Below are 6,637 nucleotides of genomic sequence, written 5' to 3' on the forward strand. Positions count from 1 at the left end.
CAACGGGGCTCTGGCGTCGGCGGCCGGTCGGTACGGCGTGAGCAGATCCGTCCGTCAAGTCGTCAGCCGGTCGCTGCCGCCGTCCGTGAGGTCGTCTCAGGGTGTCGCCGACAGGCGACCGGGCCGCTGACACCGGTCACGGCGGAGCCGCATCCGGCGGTGTTCCCGACCGGTGTTCTCCCGGGACCGGGCCCGGAAAGGGCCCGGTCCCGGGAGCGGGGGTCAGCCGGCGGTCAGAGTGCTCCACTTCTGGTTGGAGCCGCCGTTGCAGTCCCAGAGCACGAGCTGTGTGCCGTCGGTGGTGGAGGAGCCCGGATCGTCGAGGCAGCGGCCGGAGGCGGGGTTGCGGTAGCCGCCGTTGTAGGGCTGCCAGACCTGGTTGGCGCCGCCGTGGCAGGCCCAGATCTGCACCTTGGTGCCGTTGGCGGTGTTGCCGCCGGCGGCGTCCAGGCACTTGCCCATGGAGCGCAGGGTGCCGTCGGTGGAGAGCGACCAGAGCTGGTTGGCAGTGCCGTTGCAGCTCCAGATCTGGACGGCGGTCCCGTCGGCGGCGTTGGCGCCATTGACGTCGATGCACTTGCCGGCGATGCCGGACTGCACGGCGGCGGGGACGGGGACGGGGTTCTTCAGCCACCCGGCGCCGTCCGCGGACTGGACGCCGCGGTGCCAGGCGTTGGCCATCTTCTGGTAGCCCGCGTCGTTGGGGTGCAGTTGGTCGGACAGGTCGGCCGGGGTCAGGCTGCTCATGTCGACGTAGGCGACGTGCTTGCCCGTGGCCTGGGCGTCGCGGACGATCTGGGGGATGGCCTGGTTGTACGTGCCCCGCCACTGCTCCTCGGAGCTGTTGGTGGACACGACCAGGGACGCGACGAGGACGGTCGCGTCGGGGACGTCGGCGGTGATCTGGTTGACCAGCGACCTCAGCCCGGAGATGGCGTCGTTGGGCCCGGAGGCCCCTATGAGGTCGTTGGTGCCGATGTGCAGTGTCACCACGTTGGGCCGGTAGCGGGCCAGCGAGGCGTCGGCGAGTGCGGCGATCTCGTTGATGTGGTACCCGGGGTGGCCTTCGTTGTCGGGGTCGGACATCGAACCGTTCCGCACCGTGCCGACGAAGTCCAGCGGACGGCCGTCCGCCGCGAGTTCGTTCCACAACGGACCCCGGTAGCCGTTGCCCGTACTGCTTCCCACGCCCCAGGTGATCGAGTCACCCAACGGCATGACCCGCAAGGGCGTGTTGGACGCGGCGGAGGCCGGGGCCACGCCTGCCGCCGTCATGCCGAGCGCGGCAGCGACCAGAGTGACCAGGGGGAGAAACCAAGGTCTTTTCATGCAGACGACCTCTTCTGCGAGTGAGTGCTGAATCAACGGGGCTGATCGCCGTTCGTGTCAGCAACTCGGCCGTCGCGCCGTCCCGTCGGCGTCGGCGGCCGCCTCATGTACTGGCAGAGCGGCGTGGTGGGGAGCCTCTTGCACTGTGAGCGTTGAACAACACCGAATCCGCCCGGCGTTCCGTCTGCCCCGGCCCTCTTGTACGCCGGTGCATCCGTAGAGATACCACGCTGATCCCCCTCCGGGACATCCCATGAATGCCAGAAATTAGAGATCGGTGCCCCAGGGGCGAACTCTGTGTCGTTTCGTCCCGGCCTCCCAACGTCGCTGTTCCTGTGGTCTGTTCGCGACTATCTCCCTCTTCGATATCGCCCCGTACACATCCCATGTCTGGTTGCTGGTGCTTGACCACGCCGTCCGCTCAGTCGCACGAAAATCATCGACCGGCACCTGAACCCTCGCAGGCCGCTGCCCGCGAGCAAGTGCACCGGCACGAGCCCCTAATGGCGCGTAATCAAACATGAGCAAACATTGAACCCGACAAAAGCATTGACTTTCGCACCTCTTGATCCATACGCTCGGCCCGCCTCAAGCACTTCGAGCAATCCGGATCGCCGGCCACCCGTCCAACCGCGCGATCGCAGCTTCACTCGACTCTGAGTCGATCCGGCCGAGGAGACCCCTCGGGAGAGTTCCCGCCCCTCGGGGTGCCGGTCATCCCCCCACCTCGTGGCCACCCGCCGTCCCCACTGGCGGCTGGCCACGACAGAGCACCGTGACGGAGGAAAACGTGAAGAGACCGAGCGGTCACCCGCCCGGCAGTGCGGCTGGGCCCAGCCGCACTGCCGGGGGCAGCGTGCGCTGTCATCTCCGATGCGGTGAGCCACGGGACCGGGCCTGCTCCAACAGCCCGTCGCAGTGGAAACAGTACGAACCTGGCGGGTCGCGTCCTGCTGGAACAGCCCGATCGCCCCGGCCATCGCGAACATCCCGCTCGTCACCGGAAACACCTGAAACCGCGTCAGTGGCAACGTACTGATCCGCGACCGCGCCGGAAACGCCCAACGCGTTCGGCGCCAGGTACAAGAGCCGCCTGCTGCCGCTGTCGGGCACGGGCGGCGGCGGCGAGAGCGCCGTGCGTCGCGGCCGGCAACTGCCCGGATGCGACGGCTGCTTCACCACGCCGGGCGAGCAGCCGGCGATCAGGTACGGCAGCGGCGGTGCCGTTCACGTCTTTCACCGACAGCGGAGCCTCGACTCCGACGGCACCATCACCGGCGTGCAATCAGGCCCGTATCTGGATGCACCCGGAGCCTCCACCGCCAGCGGTCCCCTGATGCACCCATGGACCTGCGGCGGCAGCAACCAGCAATGGTAACTCGGCCGACACTCACCCCCCTGGAAGGTTGCGATGCGACTGACACCACCATCGTTCCGGCGACGCGCGGACCGGCACAGACGCGGCAGGCTGCGCTCGGTGCTCCTGGCCTGCGCTCTGGCCCTGCCCGCCGCTCCGCTGGCCGTGACCGCCGTCGCGACGCCGGCCGCGGCGCTGGACAACGGCACGGCCAAGACCCCGCCGATGGGCTGGAACAACTACAACGCCTACGGCAACAACCCCACCGAAGCGCTGATCAAGCAGACGGCGCAGGCGATGCACGACAACGGCATGCAGGCGGCCGGTTACGAGTACGTCAACATCGACGACGCGTGGATGGCGTCGAGCCGGGACGCAGGCGGCAATCTGGTGCCCGACCCGGTGAGGTTCCCGGGCGGCATCAAGGCCGTCGCCGACTACGTGCACTCCCTCGGCATGAAACTCGGCATCTACGAGGACGCCGGCACCCAGACCTGTGCCGGCATGCCCGGCAGCCTCGGGCACGAGACGCAGGACGCCAACCTGTTCGCCTCCTGGGGTGTCGACCTGCTCAAGTACGACAACTGCTACAACAACAGCGTCAGTTCCCAGACCCGGTACACCGCGATGAGCAACGCGCTCAAGGCCACCGGGCGCCCCATCCTGTTCAGCATCTGCAACTGGGGCACGGACAACGTGTGGACCTGGGGTGCGAGCGTCGGCAACATGTGGCGCACCACCGGTGACATCTCCGACACCTACGCCAGCTTCCTGTCGACCTTCCACAACAACGTGAACCTGGCAGCGTACGCCGGGCCCGGGGGCTGGAACGACCCCGACATGCTGGAGACCGGCAACGGCGGCATGACCACGACCGAGTACCGGAGCCAGTTCAGCCTGTGGGCCCAGATGGCCGCTCCCTTGATCTCCGGCAGCAAGATCATCGGTGCGAGCCCGGAGACCCTGTCGATCCTGACCAACAAGGCGGTCATCGCCGTCGACCAGGACTCCCTCGGCAAGCAGGGCACCATGGTCTCCTCGTCGGGCGGTCTGGACGTGCTGGCCAAGCCGCTCGCCAACGGCGATGTGTCGGTCGTGCTGTTCAACGAGACCAACTCCACCGCGACCATCACCACCAGCGCCTCGGCCGTCGGCAAGTCGGGCTCCTCCAGCTACACGCTCACCGACCTCTGGACCGGCGCGACGTCCACCACCACCGGCACCATCAGCGCGAGTGTGCCGGCGCACGGCACGGTGATGTACCGGGTCGCGGGTGCCACCGGCACCGGCGCCAGCACGGGTCCGGTCCACGCCATCGGTTCGGGCAAGTGCCTTGACGTGCCCGGCCTTTCGCAGACCAACGGCACCCAAACACAGATCTGGGACTGCAACGGCGGCACCAACCAGACCTGGACCCGCACGTCGGCCAAGCAGCTCATCGTCTACGGCGGCGCGAAGTGCCTCGACGCGACCGGTACCACGGCCGGAGCCAAAGTCGCGATATGGGACTGCAACGGCGGCACCAACCAACAGTGGAACCTCAACTCCAACGGCACCATCACCGGCGTGCAGTCCGGGCTCTGCCTGGACGTCACCGGCGCTGCCACCGCCGACGGCGCTCTGGCCGAACTGTGGACCTGCAACGGCCAGTCCAACCAGCGGTGGACCCTCGGCTGACCGGCCGGCCACCTGGACCCAGCGCCGAGGGCCGCTGGGTCCAGGTGTGCTGTCCCGGCATGCCGTCGGCGGGTGTCGACGTGCTGCTTCACCTGCATGGACATGGATTTCGGCGCGCACAGCACTTCGGCGCGACATCGCCATCCACTCATCGACCTATGAACTTGCCGATGAGGTCTCGAAGTGCTTGTCCACCGGGACCGCAAGGTCGCGGTACGGCACCCGCTCGGCGGTAAGCAGGGACGGGGCATTAACGCGGCGACCCCTCGGTCATGTCCAGCATCGAGGCGCTTCAAATACGGCATGCGGCACCTGATCTGTCAACTCCCTTGGAGAGATGAGGATTTGATTCATCGAAATGTTTGTCGAACGGGAAGGGGGCCACTATCCTCACGGTTGGTTGAAGCGCTTCGATAGTTTGTTGGAGGAAGGCCGCTGCAGTGGGACCAATGCTCTCCGCCCGCCGCGGCCAGGTGCAGAACATGCGAGCAGCATGGCTCTCCCAACCGGTACGCCACGGTCGTACAGCCCATGGGCAGCGTCACCTTCACGGTGACCGACGTGGGCTGCGACTCAGGATCCGACGCTGTGCCGACCGCACCGAGCAGGCATTGGCCGACAGCGCCGCCAGTAAACGCATCCGCACGTTGGAGGAAGCATGAGCAGACAACGACGTCGATTCGCGGTCGCGGCCGGCAGCCTGGCGCGGGCGACACATGTCGGCAGGATTGGACGGCGGTTGAGGAAGGCAGCCACAGCGGCGGCCATGGCTTTGAGCGTCGTAGCGGGCAGCCTGGCGTTCGCATCACCGGCGTCCGCGGCGACGTTGACCCAGGTCGACAACTTCGGCTACAACCCCACGAACCTGCAGATGTACGAGTACGTGCCGGCCAAGCTGCCCCGTCATCCGGCAGTGCTCGTGGCCGCGCACTGGTGCACCGGCTCCGGCCCCGACATGTTCAACGGCACCGATTTCGCGTCCCTGGCCGATCAGTACGGATTTATCGTGGTCTACCCTTCGATCACCGGTGACATCAAGTGCTGGGACGTCGCATCGGACGCGGCGCTGAAGCACGACGGCTCCAGCGACCCGGCCGGCGTGATGTCCATGGTGCGGTGGGAGATCGCGAACCGCGGCGCCAACTCGCACCGGGTCTACATGACCGGCATCTCCTCTGGCGCGATGCTGACCAACGTCATGCTCGCCGACTACCCGGACGTGTTCAAAGCCGGATCGGCATTCATGGGCGTGCCGTACCACTGCTTCTACACCGGCATCTTCCGCGGTTGGAACAGTGACTGCTCCACAGGCAACATCACCAAGACTCCGCAGGAGTGGGGCGACCTCGTCCGCGCCGCCTACCCCGGCTACACCGGGCCACGGCCGCGTATCCAACTGTGGCACGGCACCCAGGACGCCGCCCTCAACCACCACAACCTCGGCGAAGAGATCAAGCAGTGGACCAACGTCCTCGGTGTCAGCCAGACCCCGGTCTTCACCGACCAGCCCCAGTCGATCTGGACCAGGACCCGCTACGGTAACGCCAGCACGAGACCACCGGTCGAGGCCAACAGCTTCCAGGGGTACGGCCACGAGCTGCCCAAACCCGGCATGACACTGCTGGCCCTTAAGTTCATGGGCCTGGCACCCTAGGCCCTGCCGTGACTCCGTTGGTGATGTTGGTGGGGTGCTGACGGCGGGACCGGCTGGAAGTTCTGTCTGAGGGACGAGGAGTTCGCGGACCTGTATCCGCCCGATAGCCGTGCGGGGCTCTCGCCGGCGCAGTTGGCGCTGGTCAGTGTGCTGCAGTTCGCGGAGAACCTGTCGGACCCGGCCGTGGCGGACGCGGCGCGCACGAGGATCGAGTTCAAGTACGCGCTGGGCCTGGAGCTGGAGGACGCGGGGTTCGACTACTCGATCCTGTGCGAGTTCAGGGCCCGGCTGGCCGAGGGTGATGCTGCCGACCGGCTGCGGTGTGTGGCGGGGTCCAGTACCTCGTGGCGCAAGGCCTCGACGATGTGCGGCGGGGTGGAAGGCCGGGGTTTCCCTGGCACAGGTTGACGACGTCCTCACCGGCTTCGACGAGCTCGGCGATCTTGGCCACGGTTCGTCGCGAACGAACTCCGGGGCATGTCGCGGAGTCTGCGTGCCGTCTCAGAGCCTGTGTCTGAACCCCGCCCGGATCAGGCCGGGGCGTCTGGTGCGTGCGATCGCAAGGCGCCGGAAGGTCCTCGATGGGGGTACCCCCTGGTCTTCAAGACCTTGGGGGAGGA

At 67.2% G+C, this 6,637-nt stretch carries 4 protein-coding genes and 1 pseudogene; 4 read left to right on the forward strand and 1 reads right to left on the reverse strand.

Translation table 11 applies throughout. The features are described from left to right. Positions 1 to 222 precede the first annotated feature (222 nt). Entirely contained in the window at positions 223 to 1,329 is a 1,107-nt protein-coding gene (locus tag ACWC2B_RS30405; protein WP_450722184.1) for a ricin-type beta-trefoil lectin domain protein, read from the reverse strand. 1,135 nt (positions 1,330 to 2,464) lie between these two features. On the opposite strand from ACWC2B_RS30405, the gene ACWC2B_RS30410 reads away from it, so the two are divergent. From ACWC2B_RS30410 to ACWC2B_RS30425, 4 genes and pseudogenes are all read left to right on the forward strand, one after another. After that, positions 2,465 to 2,707 (forward strand): RICIN domain-containing protein, encoded by a 243-nt coding sequence (locus ACWC2B_RS30410; RefSeq protein WP_450722186.1) that lies wholly within the window; start codon positions 2,465 to 2,467, stop codon positions 2,705 to 2,707. Between the two features lie 33 nt (positions 2,708 to 2,740). Then, a complete protein-coding gene (locus tag ACWC2B_RS30415; protein ID WP_450722188.1) occupies positions 2,741 to 4,363 on the forward strand; it encodes a glycoside hydrolase family 27 protein in 1,623 nt (540 codons plus the stop codon). Positions 4,364 to 5,129: 766 nt separating this feature from the next. Beyond that, positions 5,130 to 6,017 (forward strand): extracellular catalytic domain type 1 short-chain-length polyhydroxyalkanoate depolymerase, encoded by an 888-nt coding sequence (locus ACWC2B_RS30420; RefSeq protein ID WP_450722190.1) that lies wholly within the window; start codon positions 5,130 to 5,132, stop codon positions 6,015 to 6,017. Positions 6,018 to 6,086: 69 nt separating this feature from the next. Further along, positions 6,087 to 6,335 (forward strand): annotated as a pseudogene (locus ACWC2B_RS30425) (transposase); the annotation flags it as partial. Positions 6,336 to 6,637: the final 302 nt, after the last annotated feature.

The sequence above is a fragment of the Streptomyces sp. NPDC001415 genome, from assembly GCF_053597395.1.